Genomic DNA, 21,101 nt, shown 5'->3' on the forward strand with positions numbered 1-21,101 from the left:
TTTTTGAATTATGCAAAAAACAATTAGCCCGATTGACGGATCAGTATATCTGGAACGGCCATTGGCGACGGATGAAATGATTGAAAGTGCTTTGGCGAAAGCAACCGAAGCACAAAAAGAGTGGAAAAAGACGACGGTTCAGGAACGTGCAGCTTTCTGCTTGAAAGCGGTAGAATATTTTGTCAATAATGCTGACGAAATTGGTTTGGAGCTGACCTGGCAGATGGGTCGCCCCGTTCGCTATACCGCCAATGAAATAAAAAAAGGATTTCAGGAACGCGCTAAATACATGATTTCTGTTGCGGAACAGGCTTTGGCTGATGTTGAAGTCGAGGAAATCGCAGGTTTTAAAAGATTTATCCGCCGTGATCCTGTTGGGGTAGTTTTCGTGGTTGCGCCATGGAATTATCCTTATTTGACGTCAGTGAATTCGGTTATTCCGGCAATTATGGCTGGAAATACGGTCATTTTAAAACATGCCCAGCAAACGCCGCTTTGCGCTGAGCGTTATGCCGAAGCATTTGCATATGCAGGTTTGCCGGAAGGTGTTTTTCAATATTTACATTTAAGTCATGAGCAGGTAGCCACGGTTATTGCTGACACCAGAACTTCCTATGTAGCCTTTACAGGTTCGGTGGAAGGTGGTCATGCGGTTCAGAAATCAATCAATGAGCGTTTTATTGTTGGTGGTTTAGAACTGGGCGGGAAAGATCCTGCCTATGTTCGTGCGGATGCAAATCTGGCTGATGCAGTTCAAAATCTGGTGGATGGTTCGTTCTTTAATTCCGGACAATCTTGCTGTGGAATTGAAAGAATTTATGTTCATGAAGATGTATATGACAAGTTTGTTGAAGGATTTGTTGAATTGACAAAGACGTATACGCTGGGAGATCCGCTTGATGCACACACAACCTTGGGTCCAATGGTAAGAACTTCTGCCGCAGCTTTTGCTCAAAAACAAATTGAAGAAGCAGTAGAACAAGGTGCAAAAGCATTGATTGATACCTCACTTTTTCCGGCACACAAAGAAGGAACGCCGTATATGGCACCACAGGTTTTGGTCAATGTAGATCATACCATGCAAGTGATGACGGAAGAAAGTTTCGCCCCAATTGTTGGAATTATGTCTGTGAAAAGTGATGAAGAAGCGATTCAGTTGATGAATGACAGTCAATATGGTTTGACGGCTTCTATCTGGACAAGCAATATTGACGCGGCTTTGGAAATCGGAGCGCAGGTGGAAACCGGAACCTGGTTTATGAACCGCTGCGATTATCTTGATCCGGCTTTGGCCTGGACGGGTGTCAAAAATTCGGGCAGGGGAGTGACGCTTTCAAAAGTGGGTTACGAAGCTTTAACCAAAGCCAAATCTTTCCACTTGAAAATTGGGTAGTTGTTAGGTTACGCAGAGAACCACAGAGTAAAGAAGAGGTACACAGAGTTGTTTATTAACTAAACTCTATGTACCTCTTCTTTTTCTCTGTGGTTCTCTGTGAAATCTCTGTGTTACTCTGTGAAACCTACCTGCGTGCGCAGCAAATCTTCCAAAGTTTCTCTTCTTCTAACTAATTTTGCGGCGCCGTTATCAACTAAAACTTCGGCTGGGCGGAAGCGGGCGTTGTAGTTAGAGCTCATTGTAAAGCCGTAAGCACCTGCGTTTAAAAATGCCAAAACATCTCCCTGACGAACTTCTGGTAATGGACGATCAGTTGCGAATGTGTCTGTTTCGCAGATATAACCAACAATTGTATAATCTTTTTCTTCTCCTGACGGATTTGAAACATTTAAAATATGATGATAAGAACCATACATCATTGGACGGATCAAGTGATTTAATCCTGAATCGATATGAACGAAAGTACGGGCCGGATCTTCTTTTACGACGGTTGTATTAACCAGTAAATAACCACATTCACTTACCAGGAATTTCCCTGGCTCAAACCATAGTTGCAGCTCACGACCGTATTTCGCGCAGAAGTTTTTAAAACGTTCTGAAATTTTATTTCCCAAAAGCTCCATATCCGTAATCGGATCATTTGGTTTGTAAGAAACTTTAAATCCGCCACCCAAATCAATAATTTCAAGATCAGGAAATTGTAGCGCAGCTTCAAAAACGATATCAGCAACCTGCAAAAATGGCTCGGCGTCTTTAATATCCGATCCTGTATGTTGGTGTAAACCAATTACTTTAATATCATATTTTTTAACAACTTCAAGAATCTGATCCAAAAGCAAAACAGAAATTCCAAATTTGGAATCTGCGTGGGCCGTCATGATTTTGATATTTCCACCGGCAGCAACATTTGGTTTCAGGCGGATCAGACATGGTTTTGTATTTCCATAAGTTTGTCCGAACCATTCAAGCAATGGAATACTGTCTACATTAACAATAGCCTCTGCTTCAACCGCTGTTTTTACTTCGTGAAATGGAACACCGCTTGGCGTGAATGTGATTTGTTTGGTATCATAGCCAGCCAGTTTTCCCATTTCCAGCTCGCCGGTTGAAACAACATCCAGTTCAACACCAATCTCTCGCATCAAACGTAAAATCGCAAGGTTGGTATTGGACTTGCAGGCAAATTTGATTTTCATGTTAATGCCTGAAAAAGCATTTTGTAATTCCTGCACTTTGCGACGAATTGTCCCGCCGTCATAAACATAAAGTGGACTTCCGTATTCTTCAATGAGCTGAACCGGATCAATATTTTGTATTGTATATGTATTTTGTTCTGAAAGTTGCATTGGAAAATTAAATAATAATCGTTTATGATTTAAATGAATAATCCTGATTTAGTTACAATACTTTTCAAGATAAACCGCCATTTCTTTTTGTAATATCTGCGCTTCTTCTTTTGCTTTTTCTGCAAAATCCAAACCATCGCCTGCGTAAATAATACTTCTGGATGCATTCACAAGCAGTCCGCAGGATTTATTCATTCCATAACGGGAAACTTCTTCCAGATTTCCGCCTTGTGCACCAACACCCGGAACAAGTAAAAAATGGTCGGGAACAATAGTCCGGATATTGGCCAGATCTTTTGCTTGTGTCGCACCCACAACATACATCATCCGATCCGCACCTGCCCAGGTTTGTGAAGTTTTCAAAACCTGTTCGTACAAAAATCCATCTTTCGTTTCAAGTCTCTGGAAATCTGCACCGCCGGAATTTGACGTTAAAGCAAGTAGTATCACCCATTTTCCTTCAAAATCCAGAAAAGGTGTTACAGAATCACTGCCCATATAAGGCGCAACAGTTACCGAGTCAAAATTCAATCCGGATGATGACGGATCAAAAAAAGTACGGGCGTAAAGTCCTGAGGTATTTCCAATATCACCTCTTTTCGCATCAGCAATTGTAAAATGACTTTTTGGAATATACTCAATCGTCTTTTGTAAACTTTCCCATCCTTTCGCTCCCAAAGCTTCGTAAAAAGCAATATTCGGTTTATAAGAAACGCAATAATCGGCTGTTGCGTCAATAATCTGTTTATTGAATTCAAAAACCGGATCGCTCTCTTTTAATAAATGAGCGGGAATTTTACGTATATCTGTATCCAGGCCTATGCAGAGATAGGATTTCTTTTGGGAAATGTGTTCAAAAAGCGCTTCGTATGTCATGTTATTTCGAAATAATGTGCCGAAATTACAACCTCTGCAAATAGATTCATAAATTTGCACACACATTAAATGATAACAATCTTTAAAAAAGATAATTTATAACATAACTATGCAGATCCGCGAAACCTCCATTGCCGGTTTAGTAGAAATTTTCCCGCGCGTTTTTCAGGACGACAGAGGATTCTTTTTTGAATCATACAATGAAGAATTATTTAAGAAATTAGGCTTGCCGACAAACTTTGTTCAGGACAATCAGTCTTTCTCCATCAAAGGTGTGGTAAGAGGTTTACATTTTCAAAACGCGCCATTTGCTCAGGGAAAACTGGTTCGTGTAATTTCCGGTCGCGTACTGGATGTAGCCGTAGATATCCGTCCGGAATCGCCAACTTTTGGAAAACATGAAGTTTTTGAATTACGCAGCGATACCAATAATATGGCTTATGTTCCCGAAGGTTTTGCCCACGGATTTGTAGCGCTTGAAGATTCTGTTTTCAGTTATAAATGTACCAATGTTTACAACAAAGCAGCAGAATCCGGATTGTTATGGAATGATCCTGATTTAGGAATTGACTGGGGCGTAGAAAATCCGATCGTTTCTGAAAAGGATATTATATTGCCAACTTTTAAAACGTTATTTGAAAAATACGTTTAAGATATTTGAAGAAGATCGCTTGAATTATTAAGCGGTCTTTTTTTATTTTTCAAAAAGCTCTTCCAAAGCTTTGGAAGCGACTTTCCCGGCAGAATTTGGATTTTGTCCGGTGATCAGTCTTTCGTCCATTTCGATAAATTCTATAAAAGGAATCATCGATTTGGTGTAATGCGCGCCGCGTTCCCGAAGTTTATCTTCCAAGTGAAACGGAATCTCACTTACAAAACTCATGATGGTATCTTCCACGTGAGAAAATCCGGTAACATATTTATCATCAATCAGATAAGAGCCATCCGAAAGTTTCACATTCAAAAGTCCGCTTACACCGTGACAGACGGCGGTTACCATGCCATGGTTTTCATAAATAATCCTGGTGATTTCCTGTAATTCTGTGTTATCTGGGAAGTCCCACATACCTCCATCTCCGCCCGTGAAAAAAATCAAACGATAATCTTTGGCGATCACTTCGGAAGGACTTAATGATTTTTCAAACTTGGCAAGAAATGCAGCGTCGTTAAAACACTTCTGGTTTATTTCATCTTTAAGATCAAAACTTCTTTCATCGATTGGAATAACGCCTCCTTTCGGACTTACAATATCAACCAATACTCTTCGTCTTGTCATTGTATCGTAAAAATGCGTTAACTCGCTCATCCACAATCCTGTTTTTCCCGCTTTGGAAGGATAAGAATCATGGTTGGTACAAACAATTAGTACTTTCATTTGATCAATGATTGAATGAGAGAAGTTTGAATGATAGAATGATGACTAATTTCGTCATTCATGAATGAGTTAGAAAGATAAATAAAATTGAAGAATGATTTCACGCAAAGCGAAAAAGATAAAAGCAAAGCACGCGAAGCAGTTTGCGTTCTTAACTTTTATCTTTTAAAACTTTGCGTGAAATTTATTTCTACAAAAGTTGATTTTTATAAGCGAAAGCAACGGCAGCCGCAGTCGTTTTGGTGCCGGTTTTTTCAAGAACACGCAAACGGTGACCTTCTACAGTGCGCACGCTGATAAATAGTTTTTCACTTATTTCCACAGTCGACAAACCGTCACATATTAATTGAAGCACTTCTTTTTCCCGTGCAGAAAGCGCTACGTTGCAGGAATTTGGGAAAAATGGATGTTTGTTTGGCTGGCGATTTACCATTTTCCGGTGCATCGCTTTTGAAACAAAATCGTTATAATAGAAGCCTTCTTCGGCTACACGACGAATTGCTTTTTCAACTTCGTCGGGACTTGTATCTTTCAATAAATAACCCTGAACACCTTTTTCCAGCATGTGAATCACAAAACGATCCTCATTATACATGGAAACAACAATGATTTTGATATCGGGAAAACGTTCGAATGCAAGCTCCGTTGCCTGAATTCCGTCCATGACCGGCATTTGTAAATCCATGAAAACAATGTCAGGCATATTTTCAGGAAGCTTGTCCAAAAGTTCCTGTCCGTTTGCCGCTTCCAGGACAAAGTCAAAATCCGGAACATTACTCAGCATGGAAATAAATCCCTTTCTGAACAATTCATGGTCGTCGGCTATGCCCAGTTTCATTAGTTTTTGTTGTTAAATTGTCACGCGTTGACGGCGGAATGGATGTAATGGTTCAGGTTTTGCCTGAGATGCGGGTACAACCGGTACTTGTGCAAATGCTTTTGAACCTCCCGATTTTGGTTTTTCGTAGTGAATTGTACCGTCGACAATCGCCAGCCGGCTTTCAATTCCAAGTAATCCCAGGCCTGTCAGGTGGTTGTCTTTCACAGTATCAGGATCAAAACCGATTCCATTATCGGTTACCTGAAGTTCAATGATTTTGCTATTTACATGCAAGTTAATTTCAATCCGCGAACATTGCGAATGCTTGATTGAATTATTCACCAATTCCTGCATAATTCTGTAAATAGTGAGCTCAATTTTCTGACTTTGGCGCGGAGATTCTTCCGTATTTGATACAAATGAAATCTTCAAATCTTTACCATTTTCGAGTTTATTGATAAACTCCTCAATGGCCGCAGCCAACCCGAAACGTTCCAGGGTTGTCGGGACAAGATCGCGGGTAATTCTTCTCACATGTAAAATTGTTTCCTCAACCAGCGTCTGGGATTTTCGCATGATCTGGTCCTCTTTGATCCCCGACTCCGCGACCAGTTTGCTTAGTTGATTGAGGCTTAACTTGGTAAGCGATAGCATTGTACCAATATCGTCATGAAGATCCTGCGCAATTCTTCTGCGTTCAGTTTCTTCCGAATTTAAAGCTGTATCAAGCAAAAGACGCTGATAATCTTTTTCAATTTCGTGCAGTTTTTTCTCCTGATGCAATTGCCTCTTTTGATAAAACATTACAAAAAGTATTACAAAAAATGCCATCATCAACATTGCAAGTGTAGCGATTAGTATTGCCCAGGTTAATCCGTCACTGTTTTGCATAATAACGCGTTGAAAATATCCAAACTCCGATGCTGAAAAATAACAGGCAAAGTGTTTCAAAAATGTAAGGAACTAAATCCAGAAATCCAATAGACAGAGGATTCTCCCATTTATCCGAATAGTGTAAAATTGGTGCTATAAAAATGAAGCTTGAATAGTAAAGTAATAATCCTGAGCAAACCCAAAAAAACGGAAACGTCAGCAAATTCGGGATTTTGAGCATACGGATTATCTCATAGAAATATACAAGTATCCAGAATAACATCAATAAACATTCCACTGTTGTGGCATAGGCAACCATACTGTGATTATGCAGATCTTTTATATCGGGATTAACATGAAATACATCCCAGATTGAAAAAATCAAAAATCCGATAATAGAATAAATAATACCTCTTTTATATACAACAGACTCAATTTTATAATAAAACATACCACTTAATAAAGCATAACGCAATGGAACGCTCAGATTGTAATATATCAGATTATTTGTTCGCTGCGTGGCATAGTGAAACATGATTAGGTCAATTATCAACTTCGATATCAGGTAAATCAAAAGAAGATTAAATGAGGGATCAATGTTTGCTTTTCTGTAAAAAATCAGGAATAAAGGAATTACTGTCACAAAAACTGCAAGGCACACAATTAAATGGTTGTGAATGAAAGTAAGGTAAGATTCAATCAGCAACATAATTCAATGCGGTTAATTACAATGAGATGGGCAGGTAGGTCCACCAGCCATTGCAACGTCACTTGCCGGCATATCTTTAAGGCCAATTCCCCTGGAAATGTCTTTTCCATTGGAATCAACAGGTACAATAATGAGTCTTGATGTATGTTTTCCTATTCCAATTACAACTTCTTTGCCGTCGTGATCTTCATGTTGTGCACCATAATATACACGAAAGCCAACGCAGTCTTTGCCAAGTGGGTCGATGAGTTTTTTAAAAGTATTTAAGCCGAAAAATTCTGCCTGAATAAAATTTTCACCACGTGCCTTGATCTCTTTTTCCAGGGTATGGTGAGGACTTGTTAACTGCGCTACTTCCCTAGAAGAAATTAGCCTGCCTTCGTTACCGGTGAACTTTGCCATGTTCGTATTTTTTAAGAAGAGAGTTAAAATAGTTGTTGTAAAATTACTTCTTACTATCACGATTGCCAAGATGCCAGAATTTGCCAGATAATTTTGTTTTTATAAGTTGTTGTAATTGAGTAAATTAATAAATGCTCGAAAAGTAAAACACGTAATATTACCTGCCAGATCAGGGGTAATTACGATTTGTTAAAATGCCACATACCTTTTAAAGAATCGCGTGGATTCAGGCTAAAATGCAACGCACGCCCTGTTTACCTTTGTTGCACGTCATCAACTTACCCCGGCACATTTAGATTATGGTTAACAGGTCAGGAGCAGTTACATGGCCCTTACAGATTGTGTAACGGATTTTATTTTGAAGTTTGATGTTCAATTTCCTGATGTCGAATATTACTTACAAATTCACGCTATTTTCTCTTGTGCCATCAATAAATTCTGTAAGAATTCCTCTCTTTCGAAGATTCGGTTAATTTTGAAGAATAGCATCAATTTATTATTTCAAACAAGATATGAAACCAACGATCATAATAGAATATTGTCCAAAATGCGGCTGGCTTTTACGTGCAGCATGGATGGCTCAGGAGCTTCTGACAACTTTTTCTGACGACCTATATGCGGTAACATTAGTACCATCCGAAGTGGCCGGCAGGTATACCATTAAGCTGGATGAAAATCTCTTGTGGGATAGAAAAAGGGAAGGACATTTTCCTGAACCTAAGGAAATGAAGCAGCGTGTTCGTGATCAGATTGCACCTGAACGTAATTTAGGACACAATGATCGATGATAAGTGTATTGTCGTATATCAGTTATAAAATTTGGCTGATTGATTTCTGGATTGTCTAAAGGTGAATAATATTTGGAGATTTTTACAAATAGCATTTTAATGACAGAATGGCGCTTCCAGAAAATTGTACTGTTAAAATGGCACTTCGGCTAATTTTAATTAATACATCCAAATATTTACTTATTTAGATAAGTAGTTTAATGTACTGATTATAAATTCTTTATCCCGATTAAACCTTTTGATAAAAACACTATCTAAACAATAAAGGAATTACTGGTACATTATTTTTTGTTTAATGAATATCTGTGAACACAAAACGCAAAATACCATGGAAAGCAAGATAAAAATACCACGGGAAATGTTGATGCATATTGATTTTACCAATACCATTAACGGAGGAATAAGCGAACCGATCGTTCATCTTGAAAAAGGAACGGATGGTTACGAAGTTACAGTGAAGGCACCCGGTATAGAATCAGAAGACCTTCAATTGGAAATTGTAAAAGACAAAATGAGATTATATCATCTCTTGCCAATATTTCGTCAGGAAAGAGAAAGTGAGGAACAGTGGAAAACAATGCGTTTTATCAGCACAATAGCAATTCCGGATGGAGTGGATGCTGATAATATTACCGCAAGATATGATAGTGTAAAACGTCATTTGGTATTGTTTCTTCCATTTAATCACCAACAAGATGACTTCCGCAGAAAAGTTGATATCGAGCGTTGGTAGATTTAGGAAATGCCAGACTAACCAAACTTAAAAACCTCACAATTGGAAATTGTGGGGTTTTTGTTTTTAGAATGGTATTCATCTAATAGTTAATGTTAAGATATAGTAAACCTGTATTATTTGATGAAAAATTAAAGTGCGATCTGTGTATATTTGTTTACTTAGAACCTCCCTTACTCAACACATGATATGAAAAAGTCTAATATTTTTGCCTTTATTGAATTTTCAAAGCTGGCAGAAGGCCTTCGTACGGCCGCGGAAGCAGGAAAACTAAAAGAGCAGCTAAAATCACAGGCCGCTTACTTCAACATTATTGAACCAAAATATTTTTCTGAGGATTTAGTAGAAGAATGGGAAAATATTCTTGGTTCTACGCGCAAGTCCGGAGCTAAAATAAATGAAGAAGGAAGAATTGTATCCAATGCGGTAACCAACACCATTGAGCAGATGAGCGAGGTAGAATGTAAGGTTTTGGTGGATCGCGTGAATGCTTTGTATGATAAACTGAAAAAAGAATTTGAATGATTTTCACTCCTTAAACTTGAAAATCTAATAACTCCTATACTATAAAGCCTGCCGCAGAATATCGCGGCAGGCTTTTCTCTTTCAATTTTATCAACGGAATTAATTAACAGTTCCGCCATTCCAGATTTCTTTACCTGGCTGAACAAATGCCAGACTTCCGTCCTTATCCTCAGCCATCAGGATCATACCGTGACTTTCCATACCCATCATTTTACGTGGAGCAAGATTGGCAAGATAAAGTACTTTTTTTCCAATGACTTCTTCGGCTTTGAAATGCTCGGAAATTCCGCTGAGCACTGTCCGCTGTTCACTTCCGATATCAACCTTTAATTTTAGTAGTTTTTTGCTTTTTGGAACATTTTCAGCTTCCAGAATCGTAGCAACGCGAATATCCATTTTGGCAAAATCGTCAAATTGGATTTCAGGTTTTACTTCTGCTACTACTTTTCCTTCAAGTTCGTTGGCGCGTTTTGCGTCATGCAGTTTCTGGATTTGTTTTTCAATGACATGATCTTCAATTTTCTCAAAAAGAAGACTTGCTTCATTGATTTCCTGGCCAGCTTTTAATAAATCAGATTTTCCTGCGTCTGCCCAGTTTTTATTTTCAACGCCTAATTGTTTACGAATTTTTTCTGCTGTAAACGGAAGGACAGGTTCTGCAACAATTGATAATGAAGCAGAAATCTGCAAGGCAATATTCATGATGGTATTGACACGCTCAGGATCCGTTTTGATCGCATGCCATGGCTGCGTATCTGCAAGATATTTATTTCCCAGACGTGCCAGATCCATAATAAATGTAAGCGCTTCGCGGAAACGATAGTTTTCCATCGCTTCACCGATTTTGGCAGGGAAAGCTGCAAGTTCGGCTAAAACAGTTTCATCAATTTCTGTTAATTCACCTAATGAAGGTACCTTACTATCACAGAACTTCTGTGTAAGTACTACCGCGCGATTGATGAAATTTCCAAAAATTCCAACCAGTTCGCTGTTGTTGCGGGTTTGGAAATCTTTCCATGTAAATTCAGAATCTTTTGTTTCTGGAGCGCTTGCCGTTAGAACATAACGTAAAACATCCTGTTTGTCTGGCAATTCTTCCAGATATTCGTGAAGCCAAACAGCCCAGTTTCTTGAAGTGGAAATTTTATCACCTTCAAGATTCATGAATTCATTAGCCGGAACATTATCAGCCAAAATCAGATTTCCTTCTGCAATAACCGTTGCCGGGAAAATGATACAGTGGAAAACGATATTATCCTTTCCAATAAAGTGGACCAGTTTTGTATCTTCAACACCATCTTCATTTTTTTGCCACCATTTTTTCCAGCCTTCGTCTGTACCATTTTTCTGAATCAGCCAGTCTTTGGTGGCAGAAATATATCCGATAGGTGCTTCAAACCAAACGTAAAGAACTTTTCCATCCGTATCAGGAAGTGGAACCGGAATTCCCCAGTCAAGATCACGCGTCATGGCGCGAGGCTTCAAACCCTCTTTAAGCCATGATTGGCATTGGCCCAAAACGTTGGTTTTCCATTCCGGATGACTGTTTACATATGCTTCAACCTGAGGCTGTAACTTATCCAATGGCAAAAACCAGTTGGTTGTAGGACGCATAACAGGTTTTGCTCCTGAAAGCATGGAATGCGGCTCAATTAATTCTGTCGGGCTAAGTGCAGAACCACAACGCTCGCACTGATCACCATATGCATTTGGATTTGCACAAACCGGGCAAGTACCAACGATATAACGATCTGCTAAAAATTGCTGAGCCGTTTCATCATAATATTGTTCGGTTGTTTCTTCAATAAAAACACCTTTATCGTACAAATCCTTGAAAATTTCCTGGGAAGTTTCGTAATGGATTTTCTTGCTTGTGCGTGAATAAACGTCAAAAGAAATGCCAAGCTGCTTAAATGAATCGTCGATTTGTGTGTAATACTTATCTACAACCTGTTGCGGTGTAAGTCCTTCTTTTTTTGCGCGGATGGTAATGGGTACGCCGTGTTCATCCGTACCGCTGATAAATGCAACATCTTTTTCGTTTGAACGAAGGTAACGTACGTAAATATCAGCAGGAACATAACATCCGGCAAGGTGGCCAATATGAATAGGTCCGTTGGCATAAATCAATGCCGCGGTGACGGTATAGCGTTTAGGGTCAATAATTGCCATTAATTTTTAACTCTTATTTAGTTTATGATGCAAAGTTAGTGAAATCGGTTTCAGTGAGGGCATGTTTTAAAACAACAAAAATTGGAAGTTAGTGTCGTTGACAAATTGTATTGAAAGGGCCTGATAAAAACCAACTTATGAAAGGCTCTTTCTGACATGATTCAATGTATAGTTTATTGGATAAAATGTAAACTATATTTTACATTAATTCAAATATAGTTTACATTTATGACGTTACACCGATGTACTTTCAAAACCTCCGTATTTATGAAAACAAAATATCTTCTACCACATCATTACCAGATTTTTGGCTGGATTGCCACAGCTTTGGGATTGTCTGTTATTCTTTGGGGATTACTCATTGGTGAAGCAAGTTCCTTTTAAGCTTGAAATAAGTTTTCCCTGGCCTTTTTCCAGTGGTAAAGGCTTTTTAGATCCACAGGTTTATGGAGGCAATATTACATTAGATATTGCAGATGAATTGTTGTGTATTCTGATGATTACAGGATTGTTTATTGTGGCATTTTCAAGGCAAAAAGTGGAAGATGAAAGGATCGCGCAAATACGTCTTGAAGCCTTGCAATGGGGTGTTTATGCCAATTATCTAACACTCATTTTGTGTATTCTGCTAATTTACGGCGGATCATTTTTACTGGTTTTATCATACAACATGTTTACTCCACTCATTATTTTTATAGCCCGGTTTTACTGGTTATTGTATATTGAGCCGGCCATTGAAGCAAAAAAAGAAAGGAGTTTGTCATGAAAAACAGAATAAGAATTGAACGTGCCATTTTGAATATTACCCAGGCCGATCTCGCCGAACTTGTTCAAGTATCACGACAAACAATTAATGCCATCGAAGCCGGAAAATATTCCCCAACGCTGGCACTGGGAATGAAGATTGCCCAACAATTTGAAAAGACTGTAAATGAAGTTTTTGAGTTAGAGGAAGGGGATTGATACAATCTTTAATTGTATAAAAATGACTTTTTATACCCTTCATAGAGAACATTTTCCAAAATTTAACTTCTCCGGGATTGCGATACTTGCAAATTCTATTCATTTCTATATATTTGCACAATTGCAAGTAATACTTTTACTATTGTAACCTTGGGTCGCATTTTATCCATATTGCTTTTTGGGCTTTTGCTTTACAACATGATGGGCTATTCCGTAGTTTATTTGTTGGAAGACAAGTATGCCGTTAGCACAGGAGATGAAAGTTTTATTGAAAGACACGAGTTCTCAAAAGACATTGTAATTAAAGTCCCGGTTGCAATTCCTTACCAGACATCATGGGATAATCCTGAGCCAGCCGAAGGTAAAATTCAGCATGAAGGTGAATATTACCAGATGAAATCAAGACAGCTGATTAATGACACGATGTATGTTCATTGTGAATTTGATCAGAACGCACGTGATCGTTTTATGAGCCTTGTTTCTCATATCAACGATGAAGTTTCGGGCAATACTTCCGATACGCATAAAAAATCTCCTTCAACAATACTTAAAAGTTTCCTTAAAGAATATATGACTTCCAGCAGGAAGCATGTTTTCTATGTAATGGAATGGTCTGAAAAGTCGATTTACACTTCAACGTACCAAAACTTAACTCCGCTTAAAGCGCTCCTGAGCATTCCTTCGCCACCTCCGGATTTAGTTTAAGTCTTCTTTCTTTTTGCACATTTAAGTTACACATGGCTTATTTGAATGATTTTAAAATCATTCTTTATGCTGTCGTTTATGCGGTTTATATCGCCTCGTTTGTCTGTGCAAATAGTTTTATGAATTCTTATAACTATTTCAAAACTAGTTAATTGACAGAATTTCAGATTTGTCAATGAACGATCAGCTGTCATATAGCTGATTAAATGGAGCATTTTCTAATGGCACATATACAGTTACCGAACGAAGAACTTCCCGGAATCGTCGGACTTTTTAATTTCAAACCTGAAACTGCAAAACCGCTTGGAGCTTTGGCAGATGTCTTGTTAAGAGGGCCGTCTCCATTGACCAGTGGTGAACGTGAGCTCATTGCTTCCTACGTTTCAAATCTCAACAATTGCCATTTTTGCCATACCTCACACGGTGCGGCGGCAATGGCTCACTTATCCTGCGATGTGAATTTGCTGGATGATATCAAGCAGGATTTCATCACAATCCCGGTTTCTGAAAAGCTGCGCGCTTTACTTGATATCGCTGCGAAAGTACAAAAAGGCGGGAAACATGTTTTGGAAGAAGATATTGCCGCCGCACGGGAAGCGGGTGCAGTAGATCAGGAAATTCATGATACCGTTTTAATTGCTGCTGCTTTCTGCATGTTCAACCGTTATGTGGACGGATTAGGTACCTGGGCACCTAAGGAAAATAAAGCTTACCGCGAAATGGGTGAGCGTATGGCTTTTGTCGGTTACAACCGCTACTAAATCTGAATTTTCTTTTCCCAGCATCTAAACCGTTAACAAAATGCCATATATAGAACTGCCGGCACATTTGCCTGGTATTACAGGACTGCTTGAATACAGCCAGCATACAGCCGGACCAATTCGTGAACTTACCCAGATTTTATTGCGGGGAGAGTCAACACTTACGAAGGGAGAAAGGGAGTTGATCGCCACTGTGGTCTCGTATAATAATGAATGTGTTTTTTGCACAACGGCGCATACAGCCGCGGCCGATTTGCTTTTAGGAGAATCTGAAACCTGTGAAATGGTTAAAAAAGATATTGATTCTGCGCCTGTAAGTGAAAAAATGAAATCACTTTTAAAAATTGCCAAACTGGTACAGATCAGTGGAAAAGCGGTTACGCCGGAAGCAGTTGCTGCTGCAAAAGAAAACGGAGCATCCGATGAAGAGATCCATGATACGGTTCTTATAGCCGGACTTTTCTGTTTGTACAACCGCTATGTTGACGGACTTGCCAGTGTTACGCCCGCTAATCCCGAATTCTATGAATATCTGGGAGAAAGAATTGTAAACCACGGCTACAACAGGCTTCCACAAGGTTATGATCATTTAAAAAAATAAAAAACGACTCTCCTTATCAAATTATATGAAAAGAAACTTTTACCAATTTATAGTAATACTAAGTCTGTTGTTTTCACAAATAACAAATGCCCAGACCGTCAAAATTGCAGGGACAATCCTTGATGCGGAAACCAAACAGCCTTTGGCCGGTGCATCCGTTGTTGTGAAGGGAAATCTTTCAGGGACCATTTCCAATGCGACCGGAAATTTTGAAATAAACATTAACACGCCAGCCTCCCTGGTCATTTCTCTTGTAGGTTATGAACGTCAGGAAGTAAAAATTAATAACAATTCATCTATTACAGTTTCTTTGAAAATTGCTTCGGAACAATTGGATCAGGTTGTAATCTCAGCTTCTCGTGTGGAAGAAAATATTCTTCGTTCGCCGGTAAGTATTGAAAAAATGGATATCAGAGGTGTTCAGCAAACACCGTCAGCAAATTATTACGATGGTTTGGTCAATATGAAATCGGTGGATATGGTAACGAGCAGTTTGACATATAAACAAATAAATACCCGTGGTTTCAACAGCACAGGAAACAGCCGTTTCTTACAGCTTGTTGACGGTGTGGATAACCAGCCTTCCGGTTTGGGATTTGCGATGGGAAATTTATTTGGTCCGCATGATATTGATGTGGAAAGTGTTGAGCTGATTCCTGGTGCGGCTTCTGCACTTTACGGACCGGTGGCTTTCAACGGAATGCTTTACACACGCACAAAAAATCCGTTTGATTATCAGGGATTAAGCGTGCAGACAAAATTTGGAGTCAATCACATCAACGACGGTACCGGTCTTGGTGCCAAGCCGATGTATGATATGGCAGTTCGTTATGCGAAATCTTTTAATAACAAACTGGCGTTTAAACTGAATGCATCATACCTGACAGGAACGGATTGGTATGCAAATAATTACACAGATATTGACCCTAATACACCGGCAGCCAACAGAGGCCCGAATAATCCGGGGAGAAATGCGGTGAATATTTATGGAGATGAAGTGGCGCAAACTTTACCAAATATTGGCCGTGTATCACGTACGGGCTATGAGGAAAAAGATCTGGCGACGTATGGCGTATACAGTCTGAAATTAAACGGTGCTATACATTACCGGATTACGGATAAAATTGAAGCCATTTATCAGGGAAATTTCAATCAGGGAACAGCACAATATACGGGCAGTAACCGGTTCGTGATCAATGATTTCAAATTTATTCAACATCGTTTTGAAGTAAAAGGAAGCAATTTCTACGTTCGCGCGTATTCTAATCAGGAGCTTTCTACGAATTCTTACAACTCACGTGCACTTGGACAGCTCATCAATCGTCTGTGGGTCAAAGATTTGAATGGAAATACGGTGGCACCAAATGTTGCTGATGCCACCTGGTTTCAGCGTTATGCTGCCGCTTATAACGGATCAATTTCGGGAGTTACTTTAAATGATCCAACCGCTGCGCGTGCTTTTGCAGATCAGGGAAGGATCCTTCCGGGAACTGCGGAATTCGATGCGGATAAAGAGCAGTTAATTAAAACAAGAGGATTGGCCGGTGCCGGGATTTTGAGCAAATGCAGTCTGCGTCATGTAGAAGCGATGTACGATTTAAGCTCGCTTTTGCATGTTTTCAGTTTGCAGGTTGGTGGAAATTATAGAAAATACAATCTGGATACAGGCGGTACTTTGCTGGATGATTTAAACAAAAAACTGACAAATGATGAATTTGGCATGTTCGCTCAGGCATCCAAATCATTGTTCAAAGATATGTTGAAACTGACAGTTTCAGGTCGTTATGACAAAAACCAGAATTTCGACGGACGTTTCACTCCGCGCGCTTCCGCTGTTTTTTCTCCGGGCGAAAATCATCATTTCAGAGCTTCATACCAAACAGGATTTCGGAACCCAACCATCAGCGATCAGTATATAAAACTGAACGTTGGACCGATCATTATTTTAGGTGGCGTTCCTGTGAATTCTGCTGGATTAAACGCTTATGAAAACTCATTCACTTCTTCTTCGGTAAGTGCTTTTGCAAGTGGATTTGCGGCACAGGTGGCGCAAGGAACACCTTTTCCTCAGGCTGTGGCAAATAACAAAGACAAATTGGTGAAGTCAAACGTGCCTTACATCAAGTCGGAAAAAGTGAAAAGTTATGAAGTTGGATATAAAGGTATCGTTGGTAAAAAGTTGCTGATCGATGTAAATTATTATTTCAGTGAGTATACTGATTTTATCATCAACACGGTGGTAATACGCCCGACAGCAAATGTTTTACTTCCTGACGGAAAGATTAACCCGGATGCGGCTACTGAAATTTTGAATGGAAAAACACAGGCATTTCAATTATATACCAACGCCGCAGATAAAGTTTCGATTCAGGGCGTAAGTACAGGATTAACCTATTCGCTGCCAAAAAATTATCGCATCAGTGCAAATGCGACCTGGATTGAATTCAATTTGCGCAACGCGAATCCTAATAATATTCCTGCGTTTAATACGCCAACCTGGAAAACAAATCTTACGCTTAGCAATGCGAGTCTGACCGATAAACTTGGTTTCAGCGTGGCCTGGCACTGGCAAAATGCATTTGACTGGTATGGAACATTTACAGAATTGCGTCCCGGAAGAATTTCAGCATATAGCTTGCTGGATGCACAGGTAAGTTATAAGGTTCCATCCTTGAAAACTACGGTGAAATTGGGTGCTTCAAACCTGACTAATCATTACGTGGTACAAGCATTCGGATCTCCGTCGGTAGGTGGATTATATTATGTGAGCTTAAATTTTGATCAGTTATTCAGATAGGTTATATAAAATTCAGATATGGAGATTCTGGAATTAAATGAAACAAAAAGTCCTGTACTAACCAGAAACTGGATAGCATTTAGTCTTTGTATGCTGGCTTACATTCTCAGCGGAACAGTATCGACATTAATGTCGGTTTATCTGCCTGTTGCAATTCCGGATCTGATGCACCGTGAAATTTCGGAAGCGGAAATGGGGGAGATCGGCGCATTCATAAATGCTACTTTTCTTTATGGCTGGATGTTTGGCGGATTACTTTTTGGCCTGGTAAGCGACCGGGTTGGCAGAGTGAAAACGTTGGCATTTTGCACCGGACTCTACGGTATTGGTACTTGCCTGGTTGTTATCGTGCCAAACTGGTATTCATTAATGGGCTTACGTTTTATTACCGGAATGGGTGTTGGCGGAGTACTTCTGGTTTCAACAGTTTATATTTCTGAAATCTGGGAAAAGAAAACGCGTCCTGTGATGCTGGGAATCCTGGCAGTTTCTTTTCCGATCGGGATTGTAGCTACGGGAAGTTTGAACATTATCTTTTCGGAATGGAGGCCAGCTTTCGGGCTTGGAATACTTCCGGTTGTTATTGCATTGTTAATTTTGTTTCTGGCTCCTGAATCACATTCATGGCAAACGATAAAATCTTCTTCCAGGAATTCTGATCGTGTTTTTGATGGAACCAACCGTTCAAACTTAATCAAAGGATCTGTCATTTTCGGCGCAGTATTAATCGGGCTTTGGGGGATATTTTCCTGGCTTCCTACTTGGGTTCAGTCATTACTTGCCGTTGGCCAGGACGGACAAAAAGAACGTGGACTAACGATGGTTCTTTTAGGAATGGGTGGAATTATTGGAGGGATTTTATCCGGTTTTTTAGTTAAAAAATTGGGAAGCAGAAAAACATTGTTGATCACCTTTGCAGGTTGTATTACTGTTTGTTGTCTGTTGTTCATTACCAATCATACCTTTTCCAAAATCGTTTATCTCGAAACGGCTTTATTAGCGCTGTTTTTCGGGATAAGCCAGGGCTCATTATCCAGTTACATTCCGGAATTATTTCCAGTAATTATCCGAGCGACTGCAACTGGATTTTGTTTCAATATCGGCCGGTTTTTTACTGCTACTGCTGTCTTTTTTATCGGAGCTCTGGTAACCGTTTTAGGAGGTTTTGGCAACGCATTACTGGTTTTTTCAATACCATTTCTGATCGCATTCATTACTGCCTGGCTCAGCAGAGACCCGGAAAGCAATATAAAGAATTTATCATAGGTTAATTAATTCAAGCAAACGGACTTGTCATTTGACGAGTCCGTTTCTCTAAACTACATCAACTTAATGATTTCAAAATAAATCAAATGAAAAAATTATTTTACGTTGGAATTATCGGTCTTATTTTATTTGAAATAGCCAAAGTCTACTTCATTATGCCCATGCCTGGAAGTCAGCGTATGAATAGCATTGACCTTGCTTATTTCCTGTATACCTGGCGCTGGCCATTCCGGATTTTCTTCACACTGCTGATCATCATTGGAGCGGCAGGTGTTTTTAAGGCAAAAAGAAAATGGATTCCTGCCCTGTTTCTTCTTTTAACGATTGGTATAAGTTATGCGGCCAATTATGAAATGGCAGCGGATACCATGTTTTATCAACCTAAAACATTGTCGTTGAAAAATGTTTCTGAAAATAAAGTTGATAAGGATAGATTAATTATTGGCGTTACGGAAAATGGAGAAGCAAAAGCCTATCCAATTCAGTTTATAGGTTATCATCATCAGATTCAGGATAAGCTGAACGGAAAACCTATTATCGTCACTTATTGTACGGTTTGCCGCACCGGAAGAGTTTTTGAACCGCTTGTTGATAATAAACCGGAACTTTTCCGCCTTGTTGGTATGGATCATTTCAATGCGATGTTTGAAGACGAAACAACCCACAGCTGGTGGCGACAAGCGAATGGTGAAGCCATTACGGGTTCGTCAAAAGGGAAAACATTACCTGAAATTCACAGTACGCAAACTTCCTTATCCGAGTGGATTGCCCTGCATCCGAATACGCTGATCATGCAGCCAGATCCTGAGTTTCAGGAAAAATATGAGGGAATGACCAAATATGAAAGTGGAAAAGGAAAATCAGCACTTACCAAAACCGACTCACTTTCCTGGAAAGATAAATCCTGGGTTGTCGGTATTAAAAATGGAGAAGCAAGCAAAGCCTTTGACTGGAACCGTTTGAGAAGAGAAAGGATAATCAATAGCATGGTAGGAAATCAGCCCACGACACTTGTGCTGGCCTCAGACGATAAAAGTTTTTTCGCCTTTGCAAGGCCGTCAGAATCGGAGGGAGTCATTCTTAAAAATGATACACTTTATCTCGGCTCCAAATCTTATAATCTATTGGGAAAAAACATCAGTCCCGAAAAAAATCCCGATCTGCAAGCCATCAATGCCTACCAGGAATTCTGGCACAGCTGGCAAACTTTTCATCCTGAAACAGAAAAATACTAATTAGAAAGATATGTGTTTTATTAGCCATGCAACCAACTTTTAACCGGACCATTTTCAACTTTCAACTTTTAACTTTCAACTTTTAACTTTCTACTTTTAACTAAAAATGGCCTACATAACAATTCCGGAAGAAGAGCAGCTTCCAGGCATTCGCGGACTTATGGCTTTCAGGCCGGAAACTGCACGTCCGCTTAATTTACTGGCCGAGGCTTTGTTGAGAGAAACGGATAATGATCTGACACGTGGTGACCGGGAGTTGATAGCCACTTATGTTTCCTTTTTGAACGACTGTTTATTTTGCCAAAGTGTACATGGAGCGGCCGCACAATGTTATCTGGAAGATGATGGAACATTAATCAATCAGGTAAAACAAAAATACCAGGATGCACCTGTTTCGGATAAAATGAAAGCTTTGCTATCAATAGCAGCCAGTGTTCAGAAAGGCGGAAAGCATGTAATGCCGCATCAAATTGAAAATGCTAAAAATGAAGGTGCCACCGATTCTGAAATCCACGACACGGTTCTGATCGCCGCCGCTTTTTGCATGTTCAATCGTTATGTTGATGGTTTAGGAACCTGGGCATCAACAGATCAACAAAGTTATATTCCACGCGGAATCAGGATTGCAGCAGAGGGTTATGCCGGGTTTGATGCTTTGAAGAGTATTGGAAAGTAAGAAGCAAATCTTAAAACCTAGATTTTATGTATCTTTCGAAGTTTTGAAAATAATGTAAGAAACTTCTTCATGAATAATTTAA

22 protein-coding genes are annotated in these 21,101 nt (G+C 39.5%); 14 read left to right on the forward strand and 8 right to left on the reverse strand.

The window, feature by feature from the left end:
• Window positions 1-10: 10 nt before the first annotated feature.
• A complete protein-coding gene (locus IEE83_RS00555; protein ID WP_194118701.1) occupies window positions 11-1,393 on the forward strand; it encodes an aldehyde dehydrogenase family protein in 1,383 nt (460 codons plus the stop codon).
• A 113-nt stretch (window positions 1,394-1,506) separates the two neighbouring features.
• Here IEE83_RS00555 and lysA read toward each other — a convergent pair whose 3' ends face one another.
• Together lysA and pyrF are read right to left on the reverse strand one after the other, a co-directional pair.
• Window positions 1,507-2,742 carry a diaminopimelate decarboxylase gene (gene lysA / locus IEE83_RS00560; protein WP_194118702.1) on the reverse strand — a complete coding sequence of 412 codons (1,236 nt, stop codon included), beginning with the start codon at window positions 2,740-2,742 and terminating at the stop codon, window positions 1,507-1,509.
• Window positions 2,743-2,790: 48 nt separating this feature from the next.
• A complete protein-coding gene (gene pyrF, locus IEE83_RS00565; protein ID WP_194118703.1) occupies window positions 2,791-3,618 on the reverse strand; it encodes an orotidine-5'-phosphate decarboxylase in 828 nt (275 codons plus the stop codon).
• A 109-nt stretch (window positions 3,619-3,727) separates the two neighbouring features.
• Here pyrF and rfbC point away from each other — a divergent pair, with 109 nt between their 5' ends.
• The gene (rfbC, locus tag IEE83_RS00570) at window positions 3,728-4,270 is read left to right on the forward strand and encodes a dTDP-4-dehydrorhamnose 3,5-epimerase (RefSeq protein ID WP_194118704.1); all 543 of its coding nucleotides are present in this window, start codon (window positions 3,728-3,730) and stop codon (window positions 4,268-4,270) included.
• 42 nt (window positions 4,271-4,312) lie between these two features.
• Here rfbC and IEE83_RS00575 read toward each other — a convergent pair whose 3' ends face one another.
• From IEE83_RS00575 to IEE83_RS00595, 5 genes are all read right to left on the reverse strand, one after another.
• A complete protein-coding gene (locus tag IEE83_RS00575) occupies window positions 4,313-4,993 on the reverse strand; it encodes a type 1 glutamine amidotransferase domain-containing protein (protein ID WP_194118705.1) in 681 nt (226 codons plus the stop codon).
• 190 nt (window positions 4,994-5,183) lie between these two features.
• Complete coding sequence (locus tag IEE83_RS00580) at window positions 5,184-5,831, reverse strand: response regulator transcription factor (protein WP_194118706.1); 648 nt, start codon at window positions 5,829-5,831, stop codon at window positions 5,184-5,186.
• Between the two features lie 12 nt (window positions 5,832-5,843).
• Window positions 5,844-6,704 (reverse strand): sensor histidine kinase, encoded by an 861-nt coding sequence (locus IEE83_RS00585; protein ID WP_194118707.1) that lies wholly within the window; start codon window positions 6,702-6,704, stop codon window positions 5,844-5,846.
• On the reverse strand, window positions 6,691-7,221 hold the full coding sequence (locus IEE83_RS00590; RefSeq protein ID WP_228101616.1) for a hypothetical protein: 531 nt from the start codon (window positions 7,219-7,221) through the stop codon (window positions 6,691-6,693). Before IEE83_RS00590 ends, IEE83_RS00585 begins: the two co-directional genes overlap by 14 nt.
• Window positions 7,222-7,407: 186 nt before the next feature.
• On the reverse strand, window positions 7,408-7,797 hold the full coding sequence (locus tag IEE83_RS00595) for a hypothetical protein (RefSeq protein ID WP_194118708.1): 390 nt from the start codon (window positions 7,795-7,797) through the stop codon (window positions 7,408-7,410).
• A gap of 512 nt (window positions 7,798-8,309) precedes the next feature.
• On the opposite strand from IEE83_RS00595, the gene IEE83_RS00600 reads away from it, so the two are divergent.
• The 3 genes from IEE83_RS00600 (at window position 8,310) to IEE83_RS00610 (ending at window position 9,843) form a co-directional block, all read left to right on the forward strand.
• Window positions 8,310-8,585, forward strand: coding sequence for an Rdx family protein (locus tag IEE83_RS00600; protein ID WP_194118709.1), 276 nt, complete (start codon window positions 8,310-8,312; stop codon window positions 8,583-8,585).
• Window positions 8,586-8,913: 328 nt separating this feature from the next.
• Window positions 8,914-9,318, forward strand: coding sequence for an Hsp20/alpha crystallin family protein (locus tag IEE83_RS00605; protein ID WP_194118710.1), 405 nt, complete (start codon window positions 8,914-8,916; stop codon window positions 9,316-9,318).
• A 189-nt stretch (window positions 9,319-9,507) separates the two neighbouring features.
• Complete coding sequence (locus tag IEE83_RS00610) at window positions 9,508-9,843, forward strand: hypothetical protein (protein WP_194118711.1); 336 nt, start codon at window positions 9,508-9,510, stop codon at window positions 9,841-9,843.
• 99 nt (window positions 9,844-9,942) lie between these two features.
• Here IEE83_RS00610 and metG read toward each other — a convergent pair whose 3' ends face one another.
• Window positions 9,943-12,015, reverse strand: coding sequence for a methionine--tRNA ligase (gene metG, locus IEE83_RS00615; RefSeq protein WP_194118712.1), 2,073 nt, complete (start codon window positions 12,013-12,015; stop codon window positions 9,943-9,945).
• Window positions 12,016-12,379: 364 nt separating this feature from the next.
• Between metG and IEE83_RS00620 the strand changes: the two genes are divergently transcribed.
• The 9 genes from IEE83_RS00620 to IEE83_RS00660 all read left to right on the forward strand — a co-directional run bounded on the left by IEE83_RS00620 (window position 12,380) and on the right by IEE83_RS00660 (window position 21,019).
• A complete protein-coding gene (locus tag IEE83_RS00620) occupies window positions 12,380-12,781 on the forward strand; it encodes a hypothetical protein (protein WP_194118713.1) in 402 nt (133 codons plus the stop codon).
• The gene (locus IEE83_RS00625) at window positions 12,778-12,978 is read left to right on the forward strand and encodes a helix-turn-helix transcriptional regulator (RefSeq protein ID WP_194118714.1); all 201 of its coding nucleotides are present in this window, start codon (window positions 12,778-12,780) and stop codon (window positions 12,976-12,978) included. The genes IEE83_RS00620 and IEE83_RS00625 overlap by 4 nt, the downstream gene beginning before the upstream one ends.
• Before the next feature lie 198 nt (window positions 12,979-13,176).
• Entirely contained in the window at window positions 13,177-13,683 is a 507-nt protein-coding gene (locus IEE83_RS00630) for a hypothetical protein (protein ID WP_194118715.1), read from the forward strand.
• A 221-nt stretch (window positions 13,684-13,904) separates the two neighbouring features.
• Complete coding sequence (locus IEE83_RS00635) at window positions 13,905-14,444, forward strand: carboxymuconolactone decarboxylase family protein (protein WP_194118716.1); 540 nt, start codon at window positions 13,905-13,907, stop codon at window positions 14,442-14,444.
• 40 nt (window positions 14,445-14,484) lie between these two features.
• Complete coding sequence (locus tag IEE83_RS00640) at window positions 14,485-15,045, forward strand: carboxymuconolactone decarboxylase family protein (protein ID WP_194118717.1); 561 nt, start codon at window positions 14,485-14,487, stop codon at window positions 15,043-15,045.
• Window positions 15,046-15,070: 25 nt separating this feature from the next.
• Entirely contained in the window at window positions 15,071-17,842 is a 2,772-nt protein-coding gene (locus IEE83_RS00645; RefSeq protein ID WP_194118718.1) for a TonB-dependent receptor, read from the forward strand.
• A gap of 18 nt (window positions 17,843-17,860) precedes the next feature.
• Window positions 17,861-19,108: an MFS transporter gene (locus IEE83_RS00650; RefSeq protein ID WP_194118719.1), complete on the forward strand. Its 1,248-nt coding sequence runs from the start codon at window positions 17,861-17,863 to the stop codon at window positions 19,106-19,108.
• A gap of 86 nt (window positions 19,109-19,194) precedes the next feature.
• A complete protein-coding gene (locus tag IEE83_RS00655) occupies window positions 19,195-20,343 on the forward strand; it encodes a DUF3179 domain-containing (seleno)protein (RefSeq protein WP_194118720.1) in 1,149 nt (382 codons plus the stop codon).
• A 106-nt stretch (window positions 20,344-20,449) separates the two neighbouring features.
• Complete coding sequence (locus IEE83_RS00660) at window positions 20,450-21,019, forward strand: carboxymuconolactone decarboxylase family protein (protein WP_194118721.1); 570 nt, start codon at window positions 20,450-20,452, stop codon at window positions 21,017-21,019.
• Window positions 21,020-21,101: the final 82 nt, after the last annotated feature.

The organism is Dyadobacter subterraneus (assembly GCF_015221875.1).
GTDB classification, from domain to species: domain Bacteria; phylum Bacteroidota; class Bacteroidia; order Cytophagales; family Spirosomataceae; genus Dyadobacter; species Dyadobacter subterraneus.

What these genes read in the sequence shown, in the direction of transcription:
- IEE83_RS00590 (WP_228101616.1), bottom strand. Translation starts at nt 7,221, where the DNA reads ATGTTTCACTATGCCACGCAGCGAACAAATAATCTGATATATTACAAT.
- metG (WP_194118712.1), bottom strand. Translation starts at nt 12,015, where the DNA reads ATGGCAATTATTGACCCTAAACGCTATACCGTCACCGCGGCATTGATT.
- IEE83_RS00585 (WP_194118707.1), bottom strand. Translation starts at nt 6,704, where the DNA reads ATGCAAAACAGTGACGGATTAACCTGGGCAATACTAATCGCTACACTT.
- IEE83_RS00605 (WP_194118710.1), top strand. Translation starts at nt 8,914, where the DNA reads ATGGAAAGCAAGATAAAAATACCACGGGAAATGTTGATGCATATTGAT.
- IEE83_RS00640 (WP_194118717.1), top strand. Translation starts at nt 14,485, where the DNA reads ATGCCATATATAGAACTGCCGGCACATTTGCCTGGTATTACAGGACTG.
- IEE83_RS00610 (WP_194118711.1), top strand. Translation starts at nt 9,508, where the DNA reads ATGAAAAAGTCTAATATTTTTGCCTTTATTGAATTTTCAAAGCTGGCA.
- IEE83_RS00650 (WP_194118719.1), top strand. Translation starts at nt 17,861, where the DNA reads ATGGAGATTCTGGAATTAAATGAAACAAAAAGTCCTGTACTAACCAGA.
- pyrF (WP_194118703.1), bottom strand. Translation starts at nt 3,618, where the DNA reads ATGACATACGAAGCGCTTTTTGAACACATTTCCCAAAAGAAATCCTAT.
- IEE83_RS00630 (WP_194118715.1), top strand. Translation starts at nt 13,177, where the DNA reads ATGATGGGCTATTCCGTAGTTTATTTGTTGGAAGACAAGTATGCCGTT.
- IEE83_RS00580 (WP_194118706.1), bottom strand. Translation starts at nt 5,831, where the DNA reads ATGAAACTGGGCATAGCCGACGACCATGAATTGTTCAGAAAGGGATTT.
- IEE83_RS00600 (WP_194118709.1), top strand. Translation starts at nt 8,310, where the DNA reads ATGAAACCAACGATCATAATAGAATATTGTCCAAAATGCGGCTGGCTT.
- IEE83_RS00655 (WP_194118720.1), top strand. Translation starts at nt 19,195, where the DNA reads ATGAAAAAATTATTTTACGTTGGAATTATCGGTCTTATTTTATTTGAA.
- rfbC (WP_194118704.1), top strand. Translation starts at nt 3,728, where the DNA reads ATGCAGATCCGCGAAACCTCCATTGCCGGTTTAGTAGAAATTTTCCCG.
- IEE83_RS00660 (WP_194118721.1), top strand. Translation starts at nt 20,450, where the DNA reads ATGGCCTACATAACAATTCCGGAAGAAGAGCAGCTTCCAGGCATTCGC.
- IEE83_RS00635 (WP_194118716.1), top strand. Translation starts at nt 13,905, where the DNA reads ATGGCACATATACAGTTACCGAACGAAGAACTTCCCGGAATCGTCGGA.
- IEE83_RS00575 (WP_194118705.1), bottom strand. Translation starts at nt 4,993, where the DNA reads ATGAAAGTACTAATTGTTTGTACCAACCATGATTCTTATCCTTCCAAA.
- IEE83_RS00645 (WP_194118718.1), top strand. Translation starts at nt 15,071, where the DNA reads ATGAAAAGAAACTTTTACCAATTTATAGTAATACTAAGTCTGTTGTTT.
- IEE83_RS00595 (WP_194118708.1), bottom strand. Translation starts at nt 7,797, where the DNA reads ATGGCAAAGTTCACCGGTAACGAAGGCAGGCTAATTTCTTCTAGGGAA.
- IEE83_RS00555 (WP_194118701.1), top strand. Translation starts at nt 11, where the DNA reads ATGCAAAAAACAATTAGCCCGATTGACGGATCAGTATATCTGGAACGG.
- IEE83_RS00625 (WP_194118714.1), top strand. Translation starts at nt 12,778, where the DNA reads ATGAAAAACAGAATAAGAATTGAACGTGCCATTTTGAATATTACCCAG.
- lysA (WP_194118702.1), bottom strand. Translation starts at nt 2,742, where the DNA reads ATGCAACTTTCAGAACAAAATACATATACAATACAAAATATTGATCCG.